This window comes from Tsukamurella paurometabola, assembly GCF_900631615.1.
In the GTDB taxonomy this organism is placed as follows: domain Bacteria; phylum Actinomycetota; class Actinomycetes; order Mycobacteriales; family Mycobacteriaceae; genus Tsukamurella; species Tsukamurella paurometabola_A.
In genome coordinates this window covers 2305526-2328609 of the sequence record NZ_LR131273.1, presented here as the reverse complement: position 1 = coordinate 2328609, position 23084 = coordinate 2305526, and the positions used below count along the sequence as shown (strand labels likewise).

The following is a 23084-nucleotide window of genomic DNA, read 5'->3' as shown; positions in this document are numbered from 1 at the left end:
GTACCTGTGAGGAACAGAGCACGCAGCGTCGCCGCGCAGTCCTTCCTGGCCCAGGTGGCGATCCTGCTGACCATCGCCGTGGGCGCGTCGTGGCTGGTCGTGACGCAGGCGCGGGACGACGGTGACCGCACCGCCCGGGCGCAGACCCGCGCCGCCGCGGTGGCGCTGGCCGCATCCCCGTCGACGGTGGCGGCGCTCGCCGCCCCCGACGGCCCGGCGGTGATGCAACCCGTCGCGGAACGGACCGGGTCGCTCGGCGGTCTCGACTTCGTCGTGGTGATGCGGCCCGACCGCACCCGGCTGAGCCACGCCGACCCGGCCCTGATCGGCGGCAAATTCACCGGCACCATCGACCGGGCGCTCGCCGGCGAGACCTTCACGGAGACCTACGCCGGCAGCCTCGGGCCGTCCATCCGCACCGTCACCCCCGTGTACGACGCCTCCGGCGCTCTCGTCGGGCTGGTGTCCGCCGGCGTGACACGGGCGCGGCTGGGCGATCAGGTCCGTGACGCGCTGCCCCGGATCCTCGCCGTCGTGGCCGCGGCGCTGCTCCTGCTCGTCGCGGTGTCCGCGCTCGCGCAGCGTCGGCTGCGCCGGCAGACCCTCGGGCTCTCCGCCGATGACCTGCGTGGCCTGTACGAGCACCACGACGCGGTGCTGCACACCCTCTCCGAGGGCCTGATCGTCTTCGACACCGCCGCGCCCGACGGTCCCGCCAGGGTGGTCAACGACGAGGCCCGCCGGCTCCTGGAACTGCCGGACGGCGACGTCGGGCAGGGCGACCTGCCGCCCTCGCTGCGCGGTGCGGCCGATCTCGCGGACGAGCTCCACGTGACCGGCAACCGTGTGCTCCTGGTGAACCGCCGCCCCGTCACGGGCCCGACCGGCCCGCTCGGCACCGTCCTCACCGTGCGCGACCGCACCGAGCTGCAGACCGTCCTCGGCGAGCTCGACACCGCCCGGTCCCTCGCCGACGCCCTGAGCGCCCAGGCGCACGAGCACGCCAACCGGTTGCACTCCGTGGTCACGATGATCGAGCTGGGGGAGGACGAGGCCGCGGCGGACCTGGCTGTCGCCGACCGCTCCGCGTCCCAGGAGCTCGTCGACCGGCTCGCCGGGGACCCCGCGCCGTCGGCGGTCGCGCTGCTGGTGGCGAAGACCGCCGCGGCGGCGGCACTCGACGTCGAGCTCACCGTGGCCGAGGGCACCGACCTCGCCCGTGCCCCACTGACCGACGTCCAGTTGCTGACGCTGCTGGGCAACCTGGTGGACAACGCGATCGACGCCGCTGGTCCGGGCGGCTGGGTGGAGGTCGCCGCGGCACACCCGGACGGCGACTGGGAGCTGCGGGTCGCCGACAGCGGGCCGGGCATGTCCACCGACGAATTCACCCGCGCCCGGGAGCGCGGCTACTCGACCAAGGACCGCAGTGGCCGCCTGTACGGCGGCGGCCTGGGCCTGGCCCTGGTCGATCAGGTCGTCCGGCAGGCGGATGGCACGATCGAGGCGGAGCGCGCACCCTCGACGGTGACGGTGCGGCTACCGGGAGGAGAGCGATGACGATCCGGGTGCTGGTGGTCGACGACGAGCCGCAGATCGCCCGCGCACACGCCGAATACGTCCGGCGCATCGACGGTTTCGAGGTCGCGGGGGTCGCGGGCACGGCGGGCGCCGCCCTCGGCGAGGTGCGGCGGTCCGCGGTCGCCGGCCCGCCCGTCGACCTGGTGCTCGCCGACGTGGGCCTCCCGGACCGCAGCGGCCTCGACCTGGCGGCGGATCTCGCCGGCGTGCGGCCGCGGCCCGACGTCATGGTGATCACCTCGGCCCGCGACATGGAGACCGTCCGCGGCGCGATGGCCAGCGGCGCGATCCTGTACCTCATCAAACCCTTCACGTTCGCGGCCTTCGCGGACCGGCTGCGCCGCTACCTCTCCTTCCGCGAGGCGCTGGGCGGCGGCGACGTGGGCCAGCGCGAGGTGGACGCCGCCTTCGCCGCGCTGCGCGAGGCGCCCGCGGAGACGACGGCGCCGAAGGGGCTGGCACCGTCGACCCTGGAGGCCGTCACCGGCGCGCTGCGGCACGCCGAGGGCCCGATCGGCGCCGCGGAGGTGGCGTCCCGGACGGGCATGTCGCGGGTCACGGCCTGGCGTTACCTCGAGCGCCTGGCCGACGACCGACTCTGCGAGCGGGTCACCGAGTACGGCGGCCGCGGCCGCCCGGAGGTGCGCTACCGCTGGCTGTGAGTCAGCGGATCGTGACGCCGTGCAGATCCACGTACTTGTAGAGGTTCCAGTCGAGGCCCTTGACCCGCGCGGGCGAGACGTAGGTGGCCGGTGAGACCACGAGGTCGATGATGAACTGCTGATCCAGCAGGTACTCGGTGTACTCGCGCAAGACAGCGGGCCTGCCCTGCCCGTCCTCCGCCAGGCGTGCGACCAGTGCGGTGTACTCGGGGGACGCGAGGCCGGACAGGTTGCCCTTCGGTTTGAACGGCGCGGCCCCGGCCGCCAGGGTCAGCGGATCGGACTGGCCGAAGCCGTGCGGACCCACCCACAGCTCATGCCGCCCGGATTTGAGGAACGGCGAGAAGGACGCCTGCTCCCGCGGATCCAGGTCGACCGTCACTCCGACCTCCGCGAGATCGTTCTGCACGATCGCGGCGATCGACGGTGCGGCCGCCAGGCCGGTCGGATAGCTCACCGTGAGCCGGCGGGGCCCGCCCGCTTCGGCGAGCAGGGCACGCGCCCGGGCGGGGTCCTTCGAATACCGCGCGGCGGCCGCGGCGTCGTACCCGGGCGAACTCTGCGCCCATGGGGCCGCGCTCGGCCGGGCCGCGCCGGCGAACACCTCCGCCGCGATGCGTTCGCGGTCCACGGCGTACGAGATCGCCTGCCGAACACGCTTGTCCGCCAACGCGGGCGCGGCTACGTTGGCACCGACGTAGTAGGCCGCGTCGGCGACATCTCCGGTCGTGATGCGGTAGAGCGACCGATCCCGGAATTGGCGCAAGGCGCGGGGCGCGGCGTCGAGCACCAGATCCGACTGACCCGCGCGGACCGACGTGAGAAGCGCGCCCGGGTCGCGGACCACCCGCAGGGTGACCCCGTCGAGGCGGGCGGGGCCGCGCCAGTAGCCGTCGAACCGGCGGAACCGCGCGGTCGCCGCGACCTCGCGGCCCTCGAACCGGAAGGGGCCCGTGCCCACGAAGTCGGTGCCCGCACGCAGTCCCGCGGCGGACTCCGAGTCCACGAGGAGCATGAATTCGAGCAGGTCGAAGACATTCGGTGGTGGCGCCGCGAAGCGCAGCACGGCGGTGTGCGGGTCGGGGGTGTCGACGGCGATCACCGCCTTGGCCGCCGCCTGCAGCTGCGAGCCAGCGGCGTCGGAGGCGTACACGGAGATCGCGTACGCCACGTCTTCGGACGTGAGGACTCGGCCGGTGTGGAACCGAACGTCGTCGCGCAGGTGCAGCGTCAGGCTCAGTCCGTCGGGGGCCGTATCCCAGGAGCGCGCCACCGCGGGCATGGGCGTGCGGGTGCGGCGGTCGTACCGGATCAGCGTGTCCCACACCAGCAGCCCGATCGCCATTGTGGTGACGGATTGGCTGTGGATCGACTTCGGGTCGATGTCTGTGAGGGAGCCCAGCACCAGCGTGCCTCCGTCCCGGCCGGGCGAAGCGTTCGCCTCCCGCGCCTGCTGCACGGCCGAGGTGCAGCCCGTGAGCGCACCCGCCCCGATGCCGATCGCGCCGAGCAGGACCGAACGCCTCGACACACCGCTCATGGACGCTCCCTCCGACGGTCCCGCTGCGTCGGCGGGTCAGGCACCGGCACGGCTGCGACCAGGTCTCGCGCGTAGTCGGACCGGGGCGAGGCGAGCACGGATCTCGCCGGCCCCTCCTCGACGACCCGGCCGCGCCGCAGGACCACGGCGCGATCCGCGACCTCACCCATCACCGCGAGGTCGTGCGTGATGAACACGGCGGCGAACCCGAACTCGGAGCGCAACTCCCGGAACAGGTCCAGCACGCCCGCCTGTACGGAGACGTCGAGGGCACTCGTGGGCTCGTCCGCGACGAGGAACTCCGGCGACGACGCCAACGCCCGCGCGAACGCAACCCGCTGTCGCTGCCCGCCACTGAGTTCGGCGGGCCGGCGACGCAGCACGGCGGACGGGAGGCGCACCGCGTCGATCAGGTCGGCGGCCCGCTCCCGGAGGATCCGGCGATCCCGCTCGCCCGCGATGTGCAACGGCTCCACCACGATCCGCCCCACATCCCACCGCGGGTCGAGCGAGGCGTACGGGTCCTGATGGATCACCGCGAGCCGCGACGCGCGCACGTCGACGACCCCCGCTTCGGCCTGCTGGAGCCCGAGGAGCACCCGGCCCAGCGTGGTCTTCCCCGACCCCGATTCGCCGACGAGTCCGACCACCTCGCCGCTCCCCACCGTGAGGTCCACGCCGTCGAGGGCGACGGCACCGTCGAACCGGACTCGCAGTCCCTCGACGCGGGCGACGGGCTCGGGCGGCGGAACGTCCGGCGTGGGACCGGCCGCGGCGGGCAGGCGCGGGACCGCCGCCAGCAACTCGCGGGTGTACGCGGCGCGCGGACGGGCGAAGAGGTCATCGACCGGCGCCGCCTCGACGACCTCGCCCCGGCGCACGACGGTGACCGTGTCGGCGAGATCGGCGACGACACCGAGATTGTGCGAGATGAGCAGGACCGCGAGGCCCTTGCGGTCCCGCAGGTCGCGCAGGAGCGTGAGGATCTGCGCCTGGACCGTCACATCGAGTGCCGTCGTGGGCTCGTCGGCGATCAGCAGCGCGGGCTCGGCGGCGAGCGCCAGCGCGATGACGACGCGCTGCTTCTGCCCGCCGGAGAGCTGGTGCGGGTACCAGTCGGCACGGACGTCCGGCTCGGGGATACCGACGTCGGTGAGCAGTTCGACGGCCCGGCGGCGGCCCTCCGCGCGCCCGACGCGGCGATGCGCGCGGAGCACCTGGAGGATCTGTCGCCAGACGCGCTGCGACGGGTTGAGCGCGGATTGCGGTTCCTGGAAGACGAGGGCCGCGCGGGTGCCCCGCAGCTCCCGCAACTCCCGCTCGGTCCGCCCGATCACCTGCGCGCCACCGAGATCGACGCTGCCGGCGGCCGTCAGCCCCGGCGGCAGGAGCCCGAGGACGGCGAGCCCGGTCAGCGTCTTGCCCGATCCGGATTCGCCGACGAGCGCCGTGACCGAGCCCGCAGGAACGGTCAGGTCGAGGCGGTCGACGAGCACCCGCCCGTCGGGACCGGTGACGGTGAGACCACTGACGGTCAGGGGCGCGGTCATCGACGGGCCCCCGCGAAGCCGCGGGCGACGAGCAGCAGCGCGAGCGAGAGGGCGACGATCGCGAGGAGCGGCCCCCAGGCGTAGGCCGCGTTGGCATCCCAGTTGTTCACCGCGCCCGCCAGCACCGACCCCAGGGACGGCGTGGGCGGTCGGACGCCGACCCCCACGAAGCTCAGCCCGGACTCGACGAAGACGCCGAGGGAGAGGGCGAGGGCCACCTGAACAGCGAGCGGTTCCAGCGCGTTGGGCAGCACGTGCTTGGTGAGGACGGTGCCGCGCGACGCACCGGCGATGCGCGCCGCCTCGGCGTAGGCCGTGCCCCGCAGGCGCAGGACCTCCGCGCGGGTGAGCCGGAGGAAGACCGGCGCCTCGGCCACCGCGATCGCCAGGACGACGGTGACCGTTCCCGGACCGCGCAGCGCCGTGAGCAGGATCGCGAGGATCAGCGCGGGGAAAGCGAGGACCACGTCGGAGACCCGCGCGAGGATCGTGTCGGCGGCTCGGTTCACGGTGCTCGCCAGGCCCAGCACGACGCCCGTCACGGCCGCGATCGGGACCGCGCTGAGGACCACGATCAGGCTGGTCCGGATGCCGTAGAGCACCCGGCTCAGCACATCGCGGTTCAGGTCGTCGGTGCCCAGTGGGTGGCCGGGGCCGGGCGGCAGCAGGTTCGCGCCGGGGATCTGCCGGAGCGGGTCCTCGGAGGCCACCAGTGGCGCTGCGAACCCGAGCACGATGAGGAGTGACAGCAGCGCGGCCCCGACGAGCAGCGTCCGCGAGGCCCTCACGCCGTCCTCCTCGTCGGGTCGAGCACACGGTACGCGGCATCGGTGAGCAGCGCGATGAGGATGAACACGGTGACGGCCAGGAGCAGTACTGCCTGCACGACCGGGTAATCCCGTGCCGCGATGCCCTGCCCGAGTAGTTGCCCCAGGCCCGGCCACGCGAAGATCGCCTCGACCAGGACGGCCGACCCGAGCAACTGGCCGGCCTGGATACCGAGGACGGTGATGACGGACGGTAGGGCGTTCCGGGCGGCGCCGCGCACCAGGATCCGGCCCGCCGGAACGCCCGCAGCCCGGGCCGTGAGGACGTACGGCCGTGCCCATTCGGTGCGGAGCGCCTCCGAGAAGAACCGGGTGAGCGTCGACGCCACCGGGACGGCGAGGCACACCGCGGGCAGGATCAGGTACTGCAGCGTGATCCCCGGATCGGCGGCGTAGCCGTGCGGCGGCGTTCCTCCCGCCGGGAGCACGGGCCACACCACCGCGAAGAACTCGACGAGGAGGACGCCGGTCACGAAGGGCGGCACGGCGATACCGATCACCTCGAATCCGCCGATCACGGCGCGCACCCACTGGTGACGCGCCCCGACGGCCGCGAACGAGAGCACCCCGGCGACGAGCACCGCGAGCACGAGCGCCGTCCCGCCGAGAGCCGCGGTGTTGCGCAGCCCATCGGCCACGAGCCCGTCGATCCGGCCGCCGATCACAGAGGAACGCCCGAGGTCACCGGAGAGCGCGCCCCCGAGCCAGTGCAGGTACTGCGTGACCAGCGGCTGGTCGATGCCCAGCTCGTGGCGGAGGGCGGCGAGCGTGGCGGGCGAGGCGTCGGCGCCCGCCAGCGCGACCGCGGGGTCGCCGGGAACCGCGTGGAGCACCGCGAAGATCACGACCGACGCCAGGAACAAGGTGAGCGCCGCAACACCCACACGCCTGCCCACGGCCACCCATCCCACCGGCCCAGTCAACACCCCGGACCGCGCCCGGGCGAGCGTTGCGGTCGCGGTGAGCGGAAACCCCGACCGCCGTCAGCCGGTGACGCCCTTCGCGGCGGCCGAGTCGCGCGTGGTCAGGTAGTCCTGGTGCAGCATGCGCCGGGTGATCCGGGGCGTGAAGCTCCGGCCGAACGCGCCGACCACACCCAGCGGGGTGTTCACCCGGGTCGGCCGGTCGCGCATCGCCTTGATGATCATCCGCGCCGCCTTCTCCGGGCTGATCACGTGCGCGTCGTCGTAGGCCTCGGTCGGGGCGATCATCTCGGTCCGGACGAGCGGCATGTGGATGTTGGTGAACGTCACATGGTCCGAGAGCAGCTCGGTCGCGGCGATGTCGGTGAACGCGTCCAGCGCGGCCTTGCTGGCGACGTACGCCGCGAACCGCGGCCCGCGAGCGAGGACGCCGATGCTCGAGATGTTCACGACATGACCGAAGCCCCGCTCCCGCATGTGCGGCAGCAGCGCGAGGACCATGCGGACGGCGCCGAAGTAGTTGACGTCCATGGTGCGCTCGAAGTCGTGCATCCGGCCGGTGGAGGCCTTCACCGAGCGCCGGATGGACCGGCCGGCGTTGTTGATGAGGTAGTCGACGTGGCCGTGGTCGGCGAGGATCGCCGCCACCGTTTCGTCCACGGCGTCCCCGTCGGTCACGTCGCAGACGTAGGTCGACGCCTCGCCGCCGCTCGAGCGCACCTGCTCCGCCGTCGCCTCCAGCTCGGCGGCATTGCGCGCCAACAGGATCACGCGTGCGCCCTGCTCGCCGAGGGCGATCGCCGTCTGGCGCCCGATGCCCGACGACGCTCCGGTGATGACCACGTGGCGGCCGGCGATCGGGTCGCGCCGCCGCAGGCGGGCCGGGTCGAGTTGCTCACGCCAGTAGCCGAACAGCAGCGGCCCGTACTCCTTGAGGGGCGGCACCTCGATCCCGGTGCCCGCGAGCGCCCGGCGCGTGATCTCCGAGGTGTAGGTGGCGGTGAAGCCGAGGTTCTCGAAGGCCTTCGGCGGAATACCGGCCTGCTTGAGGAAAGTGTCGCGCACGACGCCGACCTTGCCCGCCCCGCTGACGCGGAGCGCGGGGTCCACCACGCGACGGGGCACCCGGCCCACCGCGCGGGGCGCGCCGGCGGGCCGGGCGATCGCGCGGTACAGGTCCAGGACGCTCTGCGGTTCGGGGTTCACCAGGTGGTACGTCCGACCCGTTCCATTGGGACGGAGCATGAGCTCGACCAGCGCCTCGGCGACGTAGTCGACCGGCACCACGTTGGTGTCGCCGGTGTCCGGCATCACCATCGGGACCATCGACGGCACGCGCCGGAGCGCGTCGAAGGCGGGGAAGAAGTAGTACGGCCCGTCGACCTTGTCCATCTCGCCGGTGCGCGAGTCGCCGACCACGATGGCCGGGCGGTACACGCGCCAGCGCAACCCCTCGGCCTCACGGACCAGCTTCTCCGACTCGAACTTGGTGCGGTGGTACGGCGAGGGGAAGCCCTGACCGAGGTCGAAATCGTTCTCGCCGAAGCTCCCCCGGTAGTCACCGGCGACGGCGACAGAGGACACGTGGTGCAGCTCCGCGCCCGCGGCCCGCGCCACCTCGATGACGGCTCGGGTGCCCTCGACGTTGACGCGGTCGTTCGCCGCGTCGCCGGCGGACAGGTCGTACACCGCGCCGAGGTGCAGGACCGCGTCGATCCCCTCCGGGGCGGCGGCGATGCCCAGTCCGGGCGCGGCGAGATCGCCGAGCAACGGCACGACGCGATCGTCGCCGTACCGGGCGCGCCACTCTCCGAGCTTCGCCGCGGACGAGGGCCGCACGAGGAGGTGGACCACCGCCTCGGGGTCGCGCTCCAGCAGCAGGGGGACGATCCGGCGGCCCAGGAAACCGGTGGCGCCGGTGATCAGGTAGGTACTCATGGGTGCGACTCCTCGGGGAGGCTCTCAGCAACTGACTTTGAAGTAACCTTACTCCATAGTCAGTTCAGCGCCAGCCCCTTCAGTCGACTGTGAGCAGGTTCTCCAAGTCGGATGCGTCGACGAGCGGATCCTCCAGGTCCACCACCAGCCGAGAGTGCGCGATCAGGCGCGCTCGACCCGTGATGGCGGAGTGCAACGCCGGGTAGTCGCCCACCCTCCCCGACGACCGGACCGTGCCGACGAACCGATTGCCGCGCGGGGAGATCGTCTCCAGCGACTGCCCCTCGGTGATCTCGCCGCGCCGGTGCATCAGCGCGAGGCGCGCGGATGTGCCCGTGCCCGTCGGGCTGCGGCACAGCACTCCGGGGTGGACGTACGTCGCCGAACGCGACTCGAACCGCCCGTCGCCGATCGTGCGGACGCCACCGGTGAAGTGGGCGAACGACAACGGGCCCACGTCGCCCAGGTCGGGATGTTCCTGCAGCAGGTCCGGACGCGCCGCCCGAACGAAGGCGTCGCCGAACGCGGTCAGCGCGATCTGCTCCTCGGACGCGAGCGTGAAGTCGTGGGCGCCGGCATCGATCATCGCGTAGTACGCGCCGCTCCACACCAGGTCGAACCCGACGGTGCCGTAGTACGGGACCTCGACGGAGAGCCCCTCCCGGGCGACGTACGCGGGCTCGCCCTGCGTCGTGATCGACTCCACGCGGCCGTCGTGGACCACGGCCTCGATCCGCGCCAGCCCGGCCGGCGACTCCAGGACCACGTTCTGCGCCCCCTCGCGCGCCGGAATCGCGCCGCTCTGCAGCAGCGCGGTCGCCGTGCAGATCGTGTTGGAGCCCGAGTACATCGGGTAGCCCATGGCCTCCATGATGATGTACCCGGCCTGCGCCTCGGGGCGGCTCGGCTCCACGATGAGGTCCACCGACATCGCCGGGTCGCCGTAGGGCTCCGAGAGCAGCAGCCGACGCAGCCCGTCGCCCTCATCCTGCAGGTAGCGGGCCTTCGCGCGCACCGTCGTTCCCGGGATCGGGCCGATGCCCGCGACGACGATCCGGCTGACGTCGCCACCCGACTGGGTGTCGATCAGCTCGAGCGAGCACTCACGCCGCAGCATGGGGCGCCCCCACGTCCGCCCAGTGCCGGTCGGGCACGACCACGAGGTTCCCCACGTAGGTCTTCGCCATGAACTCGCGCTGGGCGTCCCGGAGCCGCGACAGCCGGTAGGTGCCGTGCAGCAGCGGTCGGACGGCACCCGCCTCGATGTAGCCGACCAGACGGCGGAACGCCGTGCGGGTGCCCTGCGAGGAACCGTGCAGCTCGAGCTGTTTCAAGTACATCGTCCGCAGGTCGAGCTGAACCACGGCACCGCCGATGGCGCCGGCGGTCGTGTAGCGGCCCTCCGGGCGCAGTATCCGCAGCAGGTCGTTGAACATCGACCCCGCGACGAGATCGGCCACCACGTCCACGGGACCGTCGACCACCCGCTCGACCTCGCCGACGAGGTCCCCCTCGCCGCGCAGGACGGCCCGCTCCGCCCCGATGTCGAGCAGCGCCTGTTCCTTGCCCCGGCTCGTGATGGCGTAGGGGACCGCACCGCGCACCCGGGCCAGCTGGACGATCGCCGAGCCGACGCCGCCGGAAGCCCCGGTCACGACGACGTTCTCCCCGCCGGCCAGCCGCGCCCGGTCGAGCATCTGCTCCGCGGTGAGGTAGGCGCAGCAGAAGGTCGCGAGCTCGGCGTCCGCCATGTCGGTGACCACGGCGTGGGCGTTCTCCGCGGGGACGGTGACGAATTCGGCGTAGCCGCCGTCGCGACCGTGGCCGATGTAGTCGATGTCGGCCAGGCTCTCGTCCCCCTCGGGACGGTTGTAGAGGCTGAAGTCCACCATCACGCGCTGGCCCACCCGGCCCGCGTCGACCCCCTCGCCGACGGCGGCGATCCGCCCGACGATGTCGGCGCCCTGGATCCGCGGAAAGGTCAGGGTCGAGCGGCCGCGCCGCCACGTGGACACCGACCCGGGGTCGGTCTCGGTGCCGTAGGCGCCCTCGCGGACCCACACGTCGGTGTTGTTCATGCCGCACGCGTGGACGTCGATGAGCACCTCGCCGGGGGCGGGGCTGGGAACGGGTACGTCCTCGCGGTAGACGAGGTTGTCCAGGCCGCCGTGGGCGACCAACTGCACTGCCCTCATCGTCGCAGGAGCACCGGAACGATCTGCTGGCTCCATTCCACGATGCTAGTCACGATCGACGGTCCCGTCCTCCGTTTCGTGACGTCAGCTACCGATCAGGACGCGGGACGACCTCCTCCGGCCGGGTCGTCGGGTTCCGACCCGTCGGGCGGAGAACACTTGTCGGACCCCGGCGCGATACTGCGGTCATGAGCATGGAGGTGCGGGCCGAGGCGTCGATCCTGCATGCCGACCTCGACTCCTTCTACGCCTCGGTCGAGCAGCGCGACCACCCGTGGCTCCGGGGCCGCCCCGTGCTGGTGGGCTCGGGGGTCGTGCTGGCCGCGAGCTACGAGGCGAAGGCGAAGGGCGTGCGCTCCCCCATGCCGCACCGCGAGGCCCTGGCCCTCGCCCCGTTCGCGATCACCCAGCCGCCGCGCTTCGAGGCGTACATGGAGGCCAGCCGCCGCGTCTTCGCGATCTTCCGGGACACGACCCCGCTGGTCGAGGGATTGTCGGTCGACGAGGCCTTCCTCGACGTCGGCGGCCTCCACGCCATCCGCGGGACTCCCGCACAGATCGCCGCGCGGCTCCGCGAGCGGGTGCGCACCGAGGTCGGGCTGCCGATCACCGTCGGCGTGGCGCGCAGCAAGTTCCTCGCCAAGGTCGCCAGCGCCGTCGGCAAGCCCGACGGCCTGCTCGAGGTCCCGCCCGGCACGGAGCTGCAGTTCCTGCACCCGCTGCCGGTCCGGCGGCTGTGGGGCGTCGGCCCGAAGACCGAGGCCCGACTGCACGAGGTCGGGATCGCCACCGTCGGCCAGATCGCCGAGCTCGGCGAGCACCGTCTCGCCGCCTTCCTCGGCCGGGGCACCGCGCGGCATCTGTACGCGCTGTCGATGGCCCACGACCCGCGCCGCGTGGACACGGGTCGGCGACGCAAGTCCATCGGCGCGCAACGAGCGCTGGGCCGGAGGCGGAAGTCCGAGGCCGAGATCGAGGGCACCGCCCTCGCGATCGTCGACCGCCTCGGCGAACGCCTGCGAGCCGCGGGGCGGGTCACGCGGACCGTCGAACTACGGCTGCGGTTCGACGACTTCACGTCGGTGACCCGGTCGCGCTCCCTGCGCGAACCGACCGACCGGACGGAGGTCGTGCTCGCCACCGCGCGGGCCCTGCTCGACGAGGCGATGCCATTGGTCCGCGAGCGCGGATGCACCCTGATCGGGCTGTCGCTGGCGAACCTGGAGAACCACGGCGCAGTTCAGCTGGCGCTGCCCTTCGACGGCGGTGAGCACGACGCGGACCTGGACCTCGCGATGGACTCCCTGCGGAGCCGGTTCGGGCGTGCGGCGGTGACCCGCGGCTCGCTCCTGCACCGGCCGTTGGGCCCCGACGCGCCGATGCTCGCCGAGCAGGACTGAGGCGGCTCAGTGCTGCGCGGCGCGCCACTGCGCCGCGGCCCGCTTCTCCTCCTGGACCCGCGCGGCGAACGCCTGCCGGGCGGCGAGGTGCTCGGGGTTGCGGCGCAACACGAGATAGGCGACACCCACGATGAGGAACCAGATCGGCGTCACGAGCATCGCCTGCAGCGTGTCCGTCTCGCGCGTGAACGCCCACAGCAGGAACAGGAAGAAGGCGAAGACCACCCACGGCATGATCGTGCCGAGCGGCATCTTGAAGGCGCTCTCGGCGTGCGCCTGAGGACGCCGGGAGCGGTAGACGAGGTAGCTGGCCAGGATGATCGTCCAGACGAACATGAAGCACAGCGACGAGACCGTGGTGACCACGGTGAAGCCCGCCGACTTGTCCAGCCCGAAGGCGAGCAGTACGACCGACGACAGCAGCATCACGCCGGTGAGGAACAGCGCGTTCTGGGGCACCTTGCGGCCCGAGAGCTTGGCGAAGACCTTCGGTGCGTCGCCCTCGGTGGCGAGGCCGTACACCATGCGCGAGGTGGAGTAGATGCCCGAGTTCGCCGACGACATGGCCGAGGTGAGGACGACCGCGTTCACGAGGTGGGCGGCGGCGCCCAGCCCGGCGAGGGTGAAGAGCATGACGAACGGCGACTCGTCCTTGCTGAACCGGTCCCACGGCACCACGGACATGAGGATCACCAGCGAGCCGACGTAGAACAGCAGGATACGGATGGGGATGGCGTTGATCGCGCGGGGCAGGTTCTTCTCGGGGTTCTTGGTCTCGGCGGCCGCGGTGCCCACGAGTTCGATGCCGACGAACGCGAACACGGCGATCTGGAAGCCGGCGACGAAGCCCATGAACCCCTGGGGGAACACGCCGCCGTGCTCCCAGAGGTTGGCGAGCGAGGCGCGGGCACCGTCGTGCTCGAAGCCGGTGATGATGAGCACCGCGCCCACGACGATGAGCGCCACGATGGCGACGATCTTGATCATGGCGAACCAGAACTCGGTCTCACCGAACGCGCGGACCGTCGGCAGGTTGAGGCCGATGAGCAGCACGATCACGGCGACCGCGGGGATCCACGGCGGAATGTCCTTCGCCCAGAAGGTGATGTAGACCGACGCGATGACCACCACGTCGGCGACGGCGGTGACGACCCAGCAGAACCAGTAGGTCCATCCGGTGAAATGCGCGGCCCACGGGCCGAGGATGTCGCCCGCGAAGTCGGAGAAGTTGCGGTAGCCGGTGCGGCTGAGCAGCAGCTCGCCCATCGCGCGCATGACGAAGTACAGCATGAAGCCGATCACCATGTACACGAGGATCACCGACGGCCCGGCGACCGAGATCGTCTTGCCGGAACCCATGAACAGGCCGGTGCCGATGGCGCCGCCGATGGCGATGAGCTGGATGTGGCGGTTGCTCAGGGCTCGGGTGAGGTGCTCACCCTCCTCCGGGTCCGACGGTGCCGCAGGTGAGGTGGTCATGATTCGGGACACTAACCGATCCTGGTGACTCCTGGTTCACTCGGGAGCCGCGACGGTCCCTCCACCTCGTCGCAGCCGGCCCCAGTGAGTGCGTCGTGCAGAGCTTCGAGGTGTCGATCACGGGTGGAACCTCTCCGTATCCGGCTCGCATGCACTCGACTGTATCGAGAACGAGGGAGTGCGTGACGTTGTTGCGGACACGGGTCGCGTTACATCTTCGACCTGGGCGAACAGGTCAGCGGCCAAGGTGTTTCACGAACGATCGTTCGCGATGCTTTGCTGAGACGGACCGTAATGACGCTGCACTCATGCTATGACTGCAGCGACGCGCGGGGTCTATTGCTTCGGAACCATAGTACGCTGCGAAACAGCCATTTACCCCCGTTATATATAGCAACCACAGAAACAGGCAGGACGAAACCGTAGGCAATCCGTGCAGAAAATTCGTCTAAGTTGAATAACGCAATCGTCGCGCCAGTGATCGCCAGAACTCCTAGCGTCAGCATGAGAGCATTCAGTTTCCACTCCTGCTTGTATTCCTCTGCTGAGTATTTTTGTTCAGTTCCCCTTGCCATTCCTGTTTCCAATCTTGTTAGGTAGGTGTAATCGCTTACACGCTGACCGGCGGGGTCGTATCACGACTAAAGAGGAGGGTGGCATAGTCTGGAGAGTTAATAGCTCGCTCCCTGGTTTCAGCACTCTGTGACAGAAGGCGGATCGCACTCAACATCGTGTAGCTGTCCAAATGATAGCGAACGGGGTGTATGGTTAGGACCCCCTCCTTTGATCCGTAGCCGCCGCCGCCTACTGCGCGATGCCAAACCGCCTCGATCACAGGGTACGCGCCTCGAAGCGCCGGCCTCACATCTGCTATGTCATCCCATCTAACGCGCCGACTACCAACGGAAATGTCATTGAGCGTGAAAAAGAGTTCTGGATTACTGGTCTTGGCAATCTTCCTGATGCTATAAACGCCGACCGCAGTCCACGTTGCCCAGAACAACACATACAACCCCCCCTTGACTGTCCAGTTCCCGATCGATGCGGCAACCCCCAGAGCTCCGGCAAGCGACGCAAACACGGCGACAGCCATCGGGAACACGCGAGTTACGGAGATTGCCGACTGAATCTCCACCCTGGCTGAGGTAGGGCTACCACCAGGGGTGACCCTGGCGATACCACGTCGTCGGATTCGAATGTTCATGAGCGCAGAAAGAGATATGCATAATCCCGCAGCAAGCACGCTTGCCCCAGATAGATTTACGACTATCTCACGCCCCTTTAGCGAACTTATACTGGTGATCCATTTGGCGCACGACGCAAGTAATAAGACCGTCAGGCCTACTGTAAGAACGGCGGCAACAAACCATGCTCCGACCATCTTCCATTTCGGCCATTCGGCCGGCCATCGACTTGCAATTGAATTCATGATCGCGCCATTTCTTCTCGGGCTACCAGAACTTCAGTTTAGATGCCGCTTTTCCAATCCCTTTGCCCACAGCCTTACCGGCACTTAGTGCGGTATCGTACCCCTTGTCAACGAGGGTGGTTCCCACCCCTGATCCGATAACCGCCCCCACAGCGCCGATACCCGCGCCCGCCAGTGTTCCCACACCGGGGAAGAGCATGGTGCCGATTGCGGCACCTGTAGCGGCACCAGCAAGGCTACCCACGCCCTTTGTGACAGCCTTTCCGGTGTCTCCGGTTTGTTTTGCTTCCTGGTATGAGGCGTAGGCCGTTGTGGCACCCGTACGTCTGCGGCATCGAAGACACTCGTCGCGCTCTGCGCCGCCGCCGCAGCGGCCACGCTCGCCGCCGGCCCCGTCATCGCCGCACCGGCGCCGGCACCCAAGCCGACTCCCGCGGCGGCGGCCGCGAAGCCCGCCGCCCCGGCGGCGGTGACCCCGCCGCCCGCACCGCGGATGCGCGTCCCGGTCCCCGGGCAGATCCGCGAGGGCGAGTTCGCCGACACCAGTCGCGAACTGATCACCCGCGACGGATGGAAAGTCACCGTCAGCAAATTCGGAGAGAAGCTCGACTCCGTCCCGCCGCTCAACCGATCGCCCCAGAGCTTCGAAGGCTTCAGCTCCATAGGCGGCGAAGCGAAGATCGAAGCCGAACACCCCAACGACCCAAAGCGTAAGCCCACCAGCCGAATTAAGTCGGCAACACTGACCACGGGTACACAAATTGGCTGCGCTGTCACCGCCGACAGCTTGACCCTTGGCGGGTCACTGTCGAACGCGACCACCGCCTCGATCACGCCGACAGTCAGCGCGTCCGGCACCGTCACCGGACAAGGACAGGGCGGCTCCGGCGGCGGGCAAGGTGGCGGCAGCGTCTCCGGCACCGGAACCGGCAGCCTCTCCGGCACCCTCTCGGACACCGTCACCGAGACCGGCAACATCTCCGGAATCCTCAAGCCCGGCACCACCAAAGACATCCCCTACGCCAAGAAGGCCGTCGTCGGCCCCAACGCCCAAGTCATGTCCCGCGACATCCGCATCGCCGTCGACAACTGCATCGGCGGCGTCCAAGTCCGCACCTACGCCACCGTCGCCATCAGCACCGACGCCACCGACGACACCCTCACCACCTTCGGCAAACCCATCTTCCTCACCCGCCCCGAGCAGAACCGCTAGGCGGCACTGTCCCAGAAAGGGTCGGTTGTGGGACACCTGTCGGGCGGTGTTCGGTGCTCACGTCGACTCGTTGTTGAGGCTGGGGACGTTGTGAACGCGTAGCCGTTCGATCGGGGTCTGGCCGCCAATGCCGGAAATATGGTCGGTGGTGATCGTAGTAATTCAGCCAGGCCGGGTAGATCGGCGCGGGCCTCGTCGCCCGGGTAGAGCTCGGCGCAGCACACTCGGCGCCGAGAGTGCGGTAGGCCAGTCGAGTGTGATCGTCGACCGCGTGGTGCAGGTACCTGTAGCCGCGACCATGCTTCTTGTTGTAACGATTGCCGCCGGTTCGACCGAGCTCGCGGCGCCCTCCTCCGTCCGGGATCCTTCCGAGCTTCTTGATGTCAGCGTGGATATGAGATCACCTGGGGCGCTGTGCTCGTAGCGGTCGGCCGAGGCGCCCGAACGAGTAGTCCGGTGGCTTGATCGAGGTGCCGGAGCAGCGGCATCCGGCAGGGGCGCAGTACCGCCGCGACGGTCGAACGCGGCAGACGCAGATCCGCGTCGGGCCTCACCGCCGGTGAAACCGGAGCGCGATGCCCCGGCGTTCGCGCCAGCGGCTCGTCTGCCCTGGGCACGATGGAGACGGCCGGACCTGTCCTCCATCCCCGTCACGCCCTACACGCGGTAGCGATCGGCCCACCGCTTCGCGCCGATCACCGCGCTGCTGATCGCGACTAGAAGGTAGTCGCAATCCCCGAGTTTGTTCAGCTGGTTGTACACCGTTCGATCCAGTGTTAGCGTCGAGGCATCGGATGTGACGCCGGTCACGAGCCGATGGTTCGAAGGAGACGCCGTTGTCGACCACCACCACCTCGCCCGCGCAGGACCCCGAGTACGCCGCGAACCTCAAGCGCGCGACCCTGGCCTCCAGCATCGGCAGCGCCCTCGAGTACTTCGACTTCGCGCTGTACGGCCTGTCCACGGCCCTGATCTTCAACGTGCTGTTCTTCCCGCAGGGCGATCCGGCGATGGCGACGGTGGCCGCCTTCGCGACGTTCGGCGTCGGCTTCGCAGCCCGGCCGTTCGGCGGCCTGTTCTTCGGCCGCCTCGGCGACAAGGTCGGCCGCAAGGCGGTACTGGTCATCACGATCATGCTGATGGGCGGCGCCTCCACCCTGATCGGCCTGCTGCCCACCTACGAGTCGATCGGGATCTGGGCGCCCATCATGCTGGTGACGCTGCGGCTGCTCCAGGGCTTCGGCGCCGGCGCCGAGCAGGCCGGCTCGACGGTGCTCATGGCCGAGTACGCGCCGGTGAAACGCCGCGGATTCTTCTCCGCGCTGCCGTTCATCGGCATCCAGGCCGGCACGCTGCTCGCCGCGCTGGTGTTCACCCTCATCAGCATGCTGCCCGAGGACGCCATGCTCAGTTGGGGCTGGCGCGTGCCGTTCCTCTCCTCCTTCCTGCTGATCCTGCTCGCCGTCGCGATCCGGATGAAGCTGCAGGAGACTCCGACCTTCGTCGAGCTGGAGAAGCAGGAGCAGGTGGCGGACAAGCCCGTGCGCGAATTGTTCCGGCACGGCTTCCCGGGCGTGCTCGTCGGCATCGGCCTGCGCATGGCGGAGAACGGCGGCTCGTACATGTTCCAGGCACTGGCGCTGTCGTTCTTCGTCAGCGTCACCGGCCCGGGCGCCGACAAGGGAGTGCTCACCTGGGGTGTCACGCTCGGCTCCCTCATCGGCGTGTTCTCCGTCCCGTTCACCGGGCACCTCTCCGACCGGTTCGGCCGCCGGATCGTCTACCGCGCCGGGGCGCTGTTCCTACTCGCCTACGCGCTGCCCGCCTGGTGGGCGCTGACCCTGCAGAACCACGCCGTCGCGGTCGCGGTGATCGCGATCGGCATCGGCGTGGGCGTCAACTCGATGCTCGGCCCGCAGTGCGCACTCATCCCCGAGATGTTCGGCGCGCGGCACCGCTACCTGGGCGTCGCCATGGCCCGCGAGATCTCGGCCGTCCTCGCCGGCGGCGTGGCCGGTGTGCTCGGCGCGTACCTGATCAAGGTGACCGACGGGAACTGGCTCGTCCTGGGCCTGTACATGGTCACGCTCTGCACCATCACCGCCGCGAGCACCTTCCTCGTCCCCGAGACGGTGGGCCGCGACCTCACGCGCACCGACGACGCGGTCAAGGTCTCGGACGCGGAGGCCGGGGAGGGCTACGCCGTGCCCGGCACCGCCGCGCTGAGCACTCTCGACTTCCCCTCCCCCGCCGTGTCCACGCCCGCCGCGGCACCCGCACCGGCCGCCACGCACTGAAAGGCCACCATGCCCAGCGACACCTCCGCCTTCGACCTGACGGGCCGCACCGCGCTCGTCACCGGCAGCACCCGCGGCATCGGCCGACGGCTCGCGGAGGGCCTCTCCGCGGCGGGCGCCACCGTCCTCGTCCACGGCCGCGACGCGGACACGGCCCGTCGAGTCGCCGGGGAGATCGCGACCGGGAACCCCGTGCACGCCACGGCCTTCGACGTGACCGACGAGGCCGCCGTCGACGCCGCGATCGCCGCGATCGAAGCCGAGCACGGCACCCCGGACATCCTGGTGAACAACGCGGGCATGCAGATCCGGCACCCGCTCACCGAGTTCCCGGCCGCCGACTGGAGCGCGCTGATCGCCACCAACCTCACCAGCGCCTTCCTACTCGCGAAGCGGGTCGCGGCGGGCATGATCGCGCGCGGCAGCGGCCGGATCATCAACGTCGGCTCGGTGCAGTCGCAGCTCGCCCGCCCGAACATCACGCCCTACGCGGCGACCAAGGGCGGCATCGTCATGCTGACCAAGGGGCTCTGCGCCGAGCTCGCGCCGCACGGCATCACCGCCAACGCGATCGCCCCCGGCTACTTCGCGACGGAACTGACGCAGGCCCTCGTGGACGATGCCGAGTTCTCCGCGTGGGTGGCCGGCCGCACGCCGGCCGCACGCTGGGGCGACGTCGCGGACCTGGTCGGACCGCTCGTCTTCCTCGCCTCCGAGGCGTCCGCGTTCGTCAACGGACAGGTCCTGTACGTCGACGGCGGCATGACGGCCGTCGTATGAAGGAGAACACCGTGAATCTCGCCGTCGTCGCCCACGCCGCGAGCGACCTCCGCGTCGAGGAGCGCCCCGAGCCGGTCCCCGCCGACGATGAGGCCGTCATCGCGATCGACTACGGCGGCGTCTGCGGCTCCGACCTGCACTACTGGTTGCACGGCGCCGCCGGCACGTCGATCCTGCGCGCTCCCATGGTGCTCGGACACGAGGTGGTGGGCACCGTCGATCGGGCCGCGGCCGACGGTTCCGGGCCGGCAGCGGGCACGCCCGTCGCCGTGCACCCCGGCACGCCGCACGGGGTCGACGGGGTGCCGTACCCGGCGGACCGCCCGAACCTCGCGCCCGCGTCCACGTATCTCGGTTCGGCTGCCCACTTCCCGCACTGCGACGGTGCCTTCGCCCGCCGCGTCGCGCTGCCCACGCGGATGCTGCGTGCACTGCCCGCCGGGATCGATCCGCGGGACGCGGCCCTCATCGAGCCCGCCGCGGTCGCCTGGCACGGGCTCGCGCGGGCCGGCGACGTCGCGGGCAAGCGGGTCGCGGTGATCGGCGCGGGTCCGATCGGGCTGCTCGCGATCGCGGTGGCGCTGCACCACGGCGCCGCCGAGGTCGTGGCCACGGACATCGCGGCCGGTCCCCGGGAGCGCGCGCTGACGCTGGGCGCCGCTGCGGCGCTCGACGCCCGGGAGTCCGACGCGATCGCCGCACTGCACGCGGACGTGGTGATCGAGTCCTCCGGCACGGTGCCCGGCCTGCACGCCGCGGTCGACGCGGCGGCGCGCGGCGGCGTCGTCGTGCTGCTCGGGCTGCAGCAGGCGGGCGACATCGACTTCCCCGCGGCGCGGGCCATCACCCGCGAGCTGGACCTGCGCGGCGCGCTGCGGTTCAACGACGAGATCGACGACGTGATCGCCGCGCTCGCCGACGGCACGCTGGACGTGCACGGCGTGGTGACCCACGTGCTGCCCGCCGCCGACGCCGTGGAGGCCTTCGCCATCGCCCGCGACTCCGCCGCGTCCGGGAAGGTGCTGGTGGACTTCCGGGACTGATGGAGCCGGGTCAGGCGGGCGCGAGGAAGGCGGCGAGCGCCGCGGAGTAGTACCCGATGTCGGCGGAGCCCATGAGCTCACGCGCGCTGTGCATCGCGAGCTGCGGGGCGCCCACGTCGACCGTCGTCAGGCCCGTGCGGGCCGCGGTGATGGGGCCGATCGTCGACCCGCAGGGCAGGTCGGCGCGGTGCACGTACCGCTGCAACGGCACGCCGGCCTGCTCGGCGGCGAGCGCGAACAGGGCCTCGCCGTCGGAGTCCGACGCGTAACGCAGGTTCTGGTTCACCTTGAGCACCGGGCCGCCGTTCACGGCGATGTGGTGCGCGGGCTCGTGCCGGTCGGGGTAGTTCGGGTGCGTCGCGTGCGCCATGTCGCCGGACGCGACCGCGGACAGGCTCAGGGTGCGCAGGAAGTCCTCGCGGCTGAGGCTGTGCGACAGGCCGATCCGCTCCAGGACCGTGATGAGGAAGTCGGACGCGGCACCGCGATCGGAGCCCGAGCCCACCTCCTCGTGGTCGAACAGCGCCAGCACGGGCACGATCCCGTCGACCGGGGCGGTCGCGAGCAGCGCCTCGGTGCCCGCGTAGCAGGTGCCCTGGTTGTCGAGCCGGGGCGCGGAGACGAGGGCACCGTCGGCGCCGACGGTGCGCGACGGCGCCAGGTCGTGCGTCATCAGCTCGAAGCCCAGCACGTCCTCGGCGGCGTACCCCTCGGCGGCCGCCACGCGCGCCAGGAAGCCGCCGGCGCCGGAGGTGCCCCAGATCGCGTGCAGGTGCCGCTGCGGATCGAGCTCGACGCCCTTACGGTTCTCCGAGAGGTGGATCGCCAGCTGGGGCACGCGCAGCAGCGGTTCGTCGATGCGCACCAGCGTGTGCACCACCCGGCCGCCCTCGCGCACCGCGATCCGCCCGGAGATCCCGAGGTCGCGGTCGAGCCACGAGTTGAGCCACGCGCCGCCGTAGGGCTCCAGGAGCACCTGGGCGAGACCCGCCGACTCCGCGTCGTGGTGCTGCTTCACCCGCAGGTTCGGGCTGTCGGTGTGGCCGCCGACGATGCGGAACGCCGGCAGATCCCCGTGCTCGCAGTGCGAGGAATCGAACGCGATGATCGAGCCGCCGCGCACCACGAAGTACTTGCCGGGCCCCGGCCACACGTCGTGCTCGACGAGCTCGGTGTACCCGGCCTCGGCGAGGCGGCGGGCCACCGTCCGACAGACGTGGAACGGCGACGGCGAGGCGTCGACGAAGGCGCACAGGCCCTCGGCGGTCGCTCCGGCGGCGGCCGTCATCAGGCCGACAGGACCGCGTCCAGCGCGGAGTAGAAGATGCCCAGGCCGTCGTCCGACGGGCCCGTGAGAGCCTCGGTGGCGTGCTCCGGGTGCGGCATGAGGCCCACGACGCGGCCGTTGGCCGAGGCGATGCCCGCGATGCCGCGCATGGCGCCGTTCGGATTGCCGGCGGCGTAGCGGAAGGCCACGCGCCCCTCGCCCTCGAGCTCGTCGAGGGTGTGCTCGTCGGCAACGTAGCGGCCCTCGCCCGACTTGAGTGGCACCAGGATCTCGGCACCCGGCTCGTAGCGGGAGGTCCAGGCGGTGTTCGTGGCCTCGACGCGCAGCCACTCGTCGCGGCAGATGAAGTGCAGGCCCTCGTTGCGCACGAGCGCGCCGGGGAGCAGGCCCGCCTCGCAGAGGATCTGGAAGCCGTTGCAGATGCCGAGCACCGGCATGCCCTTGCCCGCGGCCTCGACGACCTCGGTCATCACCGGTGCGAGGGAGGCGATGGCGCCGGCGCGCAGGTAGTCGCCGTAGGAGAAGCCGCCCGGCACGACGACGGCGTCGACGCCCTGCAGGTCGTGGTCCTTGTGCCAGAGCGCGACGGCCTCGCCGCCCGCCCGCTCCACCGCGCGCGCCGCATCGACGTCGTCGAGCGTGCCGGGGAAGGTGATGACGCCGACCCGCGTCATGCGTCGACCCGGGTGACGGTGAAGTCCTCGATGACCGTGTTCGCGAGCACGTCGGCCGCGATCTTCTCGAGCTGGTCGTCGCTCAGATCGCCCTCGACCTCGAGCTCGAACCGCTTGCCCTGCCGCACATCCGCGACGCCGGCGAAGCCCAGGCGGTCGAGCGCGCCCACGATCGCCTTCCCCTGCGGGTCCAGGATCTCGGCCTTCGGCATCACGTCCACCACAATCCGCGCCACGTGCGGCTCCCTCTCGATTCGACCGCGCT

The 23084-nt window shown here is 70.8% G+C and carries 18 protein-coding genes and 1 pseudogene; 7 read left to right on the top strand and 12 right to left on the bottom strand.

Translation table 11 applies throughout. The features are described 5' to 3' along the window. The first annotated feature begins 6 nt into the window (after positions 1-6). Entirely contained in the window at positions 7-1560 is a 1554-nt protein-coding gene (locus tag ELY19_RS11530; protein WP_227966762.1) for a sensor histidine kinase, read from the top strand. Further along, positions 1557-2243 (top strand): response regulator, encoded by a 687-nt coding sequence (locus ELY19_RS11525; RefSeq protein ID WP_126196323.1) that lies wholly within the window; start codon positions 1557-1559, stop codon positions 2241-2243. Before ELY19_RS11530 ends, ELY19_RS11525 begins: the two co-directional genes overlap by 4 nt. Position 2244: 1 nt before the next feature. Here ELY19_RS11525 and ELY19_RS11520 read toward each other — a convergent pair whose 3' ends face one another. The 7 genes from ELY19_RS11520 to ELY19_RS11490 form a co-directional block, all read right to left on the bottom strand. Continuing rightward, entirely contained in the window at positions 2245-3783 is a 1539-nt protein-coding gene (locus tag ELY19_RS11520) for an ABC transporter substrate-binding protein (protein ID WP_126196322.1), read from the bottom strand. Beyond that, positions 3780-5333 carry an ATP-binding cassette domain-containing protein gene (locus ELY19_RS11515; RefSeq protein ID WP_126196321.1) on the bottom strand — a complete coding sequence of 518 codons (1554 nt, stop codon included), beginning with the start codon at positions 5331-5333 and terminating at the stop codon, positions 3780-3782. The genes ELY19_RS11520 and ELY19_RS11515 overlap by 4 nt, the downstream gene beginning before the upstream one ends. Next, entirely contained in the window at positions 5330-6121 is a 792-nt protein-coding gene (locus ELY19_RS11510; RefSeq protein ID WP_126196320.1) for an ABC transporter permease, read from the bottom strand. The genes ELY19_RS11515 and ELY19_RS11510 overlap by 4 nt, the downstream gene beginning before the upstream one ends. Next, the gene (locus tag ELY19_RS11505; protein ID WP_227966760.1) at positions 6118-7056 is read right to left on the bottom strand and encodes an ABC transporter permease; all 939 of its coding nucleotides are present in this window, start codon (positions 7054-7056) and stop codon (positions 6118-6120) included. The genes ELY19_RS11510 and ELY19_RS11505 overlap by 4 nt, the downstream gene beginning before the upstream one ends. A gap of 87 nt (positions 7057-7143) precedes the next feature. Continuing rightward, positions 7144-9021: an SDR family oxidoreductase gene (locus ELY19_RS11500; protein ID WP_126196319.1), complete on the bottom strand. Its 1878-nt coding sequence runs from the start codon at positions 9019-9021 to the stop codon at positions 7144-7146. 79 nt (positions 9022-9100) lie between these two features. Continuing rightward, complete coding sequence (locus ELY19_RS11495) at positions 9101-10138, bottom strand: proline racemase family protein (protein WP_227966753.1); 1038 nt, start codon at positions 10136-10138, stop codon at positions 9101-9103. After that, positions 10125-11216 (bottom strand): alcohol dehydrogenase family protein, encoded by a 1092-nt coding sequence (locus ELY19_RS11490; RefSeq protein WP_126198801.1) that lies wholly within the window; start codon positions 11214-11216, stop codon positions 10125-10127. The genes ELY19_RS11495 and ELY19_RS11490 overlap by 14 nt, the downstream gene beginning before the upstream one ends. A 188-nt stretch (positions 11217-11404) precedes the next feature. On the opposite strand from ELY19_RS11490, the gene dinB reads away from it, so the two are divergent. After that, complete coding sequence (dinB, locus tag ELY19_RS11485) at positions 11405-12616, top strand: DNA polymerase IV (protein WP_126196318.1); 1212 nt, start codon at positions 11405-11407, stop codon at positions 12614-12616. Positions 12617-12622: 6 nt separating this feature from the next. Here the strand turns inward: dinB and ELY19_RS11480 are convergent, their stop codons facing one another. Continuing rightward, positions 12623-14095 carry an amino acid permease gene (locus ELY19_RS11480; protein ID WP_126196317.1) on the bottom strand — a complete coding sequence of 491 codons (1473 nt, stop codon included), beginning with the start codon at positions 14093-14095 and terminating at the stop codon, positions 12623-12625. Positions 14096-15993: 1898 nt separating this feature from the next. Here ELY19_RS11480 and ELY19_RS11475 point away from each other — a divergent pair. Beyond that, a complete protein-coding gene (locus ELY19_RS11475) occupies positions 15994-16737 on the top strand; it encodes an MspA family porin (RefSeq protein WP_126196316.1) in 744 nt (247 codons plus the stop codon). A 57-nt stretch (positions 16738-16794) separates the two neighbouring features. On the opposite strand, the pseudogene ELY19_RS23810 reads toward ELY19_RS11475, so the two are convergent. Beyond that, positions 16795-17427: pseudogene (locus ELY19_RS23810) on the bottom strand (transposase family protein); the annotation flags it as partial. 146 nt (positions 17428-17573) lie between these two features. On the opposite strand from ELY19_RS23810, the gene ELY19_RS11465 reads away from it, so the two are divergent. From ELY19_RS11465 to ELY19_RS11455, 3 genes are read left to right on the top strand one after another with little or no spacing between them, the layout of a single operon-like run. Further along, positions 17574-19034, top strand: coding sequence for an MFS transporter (locus ELY19_RS11465; RefSeq protein WP_126196315.1), 1461 nt, complete (start codon positions 17574-17576; stop codon positions 19032-19034). Between the two features lie 9 nt (positions 19035-19043). Continuing rightward, a complete protein-coding gene (locus tag ELY19_RS11460; protein WP_126196314.1) occupies positions 19044-19814 on the top strand; it encodes an SDR family oxidoreductase in 771 nt (256 codons plus the stop codon). Continuing rightward, the gene (locus ELY19_RS11455; protein WP_126196313.1) at positions 19811-20857 is read left to right on the top strand and encodes a zinc-binding dehydrogenase; all 1047 of its coding nucleotides are present in this window, start codon (positions 19811-19813) and stop codon (positions 20855-20857) included. The genes ELY19_RS11460 and ELY19_RS11455 overlap by 4 nt, the downstream gene beginning before the upstream one ends. Before the next feature lie 10 nt (positions 20858-20867). Here ELY19_RS11455 and ELY19_RS11450 read toward each other — a convergent pair whose 3' ends face one another. From ELY19_RS11450 to purS, 3 genes are read right to left on the bottom strand one after another with little or no spacing between them, the layout of a single operon-like run. Further along, entirely contained in the window at positions 20868-22145 is a 1278-nt protein-coding gene (locus tag ELY19_RS11450) for a M18 family aminopeptidase (RefSeq protein WP_126196312.1), read from the bottom strand. Then, complete coding sequence (gene purQ / locus ELY19_RS11445; RefSeq protein ID WP_126196311.1) at positions 22145-22819, bottom strand: phosphoribosylformylglycinamidine synthase subunit PurQ; 675 nt, start codon at positions 22817-22819, stop codon at positions 22145-22147. Before purQ ends, ELY19_RS11450 begins: the two co-directional genes overlap by 1 nt. Continuing rightward, complete coding sequence (gene purS, locus ELY19_RS11440) at positions 22816-23055, bottom strand: phosphoribosylformylglycinamidine synthase subunit PurS (RefSeq protein ID WP_068522811.1); 240 nt, start codon at positions 23053-23055, stop codon at positions 22816-22818. Before purS ends, purQ begins: the two co-directional genes overlap by 4 nt. Positions 23056-23084 lie beyond the last annotated feature (29 nt).